Consider the following 2440-nt stretch of genomic DNA (forward strand, 5'->3'; position numbering starts at 1 on the left):
AGAGTTAGATACTAGCAAGTTTGAAGCAGTTGTAATGGCTGTGGCTCATGATGAGTACAAAAAGGTTAAACTTGAAAATAAAAATCAAGTTGTTTATGACATTAAGTCTATTTTAGACAGTAGTGATGGAAGGCTCTAAGCTATGAAAGGCATCATCTTAGCAGGAGGAAGTGGCACTCGTCTCTACCCTGTCACAAAAAGAGTACCTAAAGGATTTAGTAAAAGATGACTAAAAACATACTACTAACAGGAACAGCAGGCTTCATAGGTTCAAACTTTGTGCCATACTTTTTAGAGAAGTATCCAGAGTACAACTTAATAAACTTAGATTTACTCACTTATGCAGGGAACTTAGATAGCCTAAAAGAGTGTGAATCGAACCCTAGATATAAGTTCATAAAAGGTAACATTTGTAACCGTGAACTAGTAGAGTTTATATTTAACGAGTATGACATAAACGGAGTTATCCACTTTGCTGCTGAGTCGCATGTGGACAATAGCATTAAAAACCCTGGTGTGTTTATAGAGACTAATGTAAATGGAACTTTTACTCTTGTAGATGTAGCTAGAGATTACTGGATGGATAAACCATTTGAGTATAAAGAGAACTACAAAAACTGTAGATTTCATCACATCTCAACAGATGAAGTCTATGGCACCCTAAACGCCACTGACTTCTTCACAGAAGAGACACCATATGCACCAAATTCTCCATACTCAGCTTCTAAAGCAAGTTCCGATATGATAGTTCGTTCATACCAAGAGACTTACGGAATGAATACAGTCATAACAAATTGCTCAAACAACTATGGACCAAAGCAACATGATGAAAAACTTATTCCTACGATTATAAGAAAATGTTTAAAAGGTGAGAGTATTCCAATATATGGTGATGGAAAAAACATTAGAGATTGGCTTTATGTACTTGATCACTGTAGAGGGATAGATCTTGTTTATCACACGGGTAAAGAGGGCAATGTTTATAACATCGGTGGAAGGAATGAGAGAACAAATCTTGAGATAGTTGATGCTATATGTACTATACTTGATGAGAAAGCTCCACAAACAAAAAGCTATAAAAAACTCATAACTTTCGTGGAAGATAGAGCAGGTCATGATAGACGCTATGCTATAGATGCAACAAAGATTGAAGTAGAGCTTGGCTGGAGAGCTGATGAAAACTTTGACTCAGGGATACTGAAAACTGTTGAGTGGTATCTCAAGCATAAGGGCTGGGATAAATAGATGCAAAACACTATAGCACTTATCACTGCTGGTGAAAGCCAAACAGTAGAGTTTAAAACTTCATTTCAAAAAGAAGTCATTACTACTGTTGTTGCTTTTGCAAATGCCCAGGGTGGTAAAGTTTTGATAGGTGTTAAAGATGATGGTTCTATAGTCGGAATAGACATAAGTAGTGAGACACTACAAGACTGGGTAAATCAGATAAAGCTCAATACTCAACCCCAACTCATAGTAGATATACAAAAGATAGAGTATAAGGGCAAAAACATAGCAGTTGTCGATATAAAGGAGTACCCTCTTAAACCAATAGCTTATAAAAACAGATATTACAAAAGGGTACAAAACTCAAACCATGTCATGAGTCTCGATGAGATATCAAATATGCATCTGCAGACCATCAACTCTAGTTGGGATTATTATGTTGATGATAGACATGACTTTAGTGATATATCTCAAGAAAATATAGACTATTTCATAGAAAAAATAGAAAAGAATCTCAACAAAAACTTTAGCGATGACCCTCTTACAATACTAAAAAAATATGAACTTATAAAAGAGGACAAACTTACTTTTGGAGCATATCTTCTCTTCACATCCAATAACTCAGCCATTACAGCTTTTCAAATAGGCAGGTTCAAAGACCCTATAACCATCATAGACAACATAGATATAAATACTAATCTGTTTACACAGGTAGATAGAGCAATTGAGTTTATAAAAAAACATCTTATGACGGAGTTCATCATCACGGGTGAGCCTCAAAGAACAGTAAAGTATGACTATCCGCTTGAAGCTATCAGAGAGATAGTTATTAATATGGTGGTTCACAGAGACTATAGAGATAGTGGACATTCTGTCATAAAAATATTTGATGATAAAATAGAGTTTTTTAATCCTGGAAAACTTTATGGTGGATTAACCGTAGAACAACTACTAAGTGGAAATTACTCTTCACAAACAAGAAATAGAGCAGTTGCAAGAGCTTTCAAAGAAGCAGGGGTGATAGAGCGATATGGTTCAGGAATATCCAGAATACAAAATGAGTGTAAAAAACATGGGAAAGTAGAAGTTAGTTTTGAAGAGTTTCAACATGGCTTTAGAATAACGCTTATGAAAATAGATGAGAATAATGAGGGAGTAAATGTCGGAGTAAATGTCGGAGTAAATGTCGGAGTAAATGTCGGAGTAAATGAAA

General features: G+C 35.3%; 2 protein-coding genes and 1 pseudogene. All 3 read left to right on the forward strand.

What is annotated here, in order from left to right; genetic code table 11:
• Nucleotides 1-142: 142 nt before the first annotated feature.
• Nucleotides 143-226, forward strand: a pseudogene (locus tag MV052_RS02960) (sugar phosphate nucleotidyltransferase); the annotation flags it as partial.
• Nucleotides 226-1245 (forward strand): dTDP-glucose 4,6-dehydratase, encoded by a 1020-nt coding sequence (gene rfbB, locus MV052_RS02965; protein ID WP_297440830.1) that lies wholly within the window; start codon nt 226-228, stop codon nt 1243-1245. The pseudogene MV052_RS02960 and the gene rfbB, both read left to right, overlap by 1 nt.
• Nucleotides 1246-2440: RNA-binding domain-containing protein (locus MV052_RS02970; RefSeq protein ID WP_297440832.1), on the forward strand; the 1195-nt coding region annotated here is incomplete at its 3' end.

This window comes from Sulfurimonas sp. (assembly GCF_026988655.1).
Taxonomy (GTDB): Bacteria; Campylobacterota; Campylobacteria; order Campylobacterales; family Sulfurimonadaceae; genus Sulfurimonas.

Coding starts and splice junctions, on each gene's coding strand:
- rfbB (WP_297440830.1), top strand. CDS start 226: ATGACTAAAAACATACTACTAACAGGAACAGCAGGCTTCATAGGTTCA.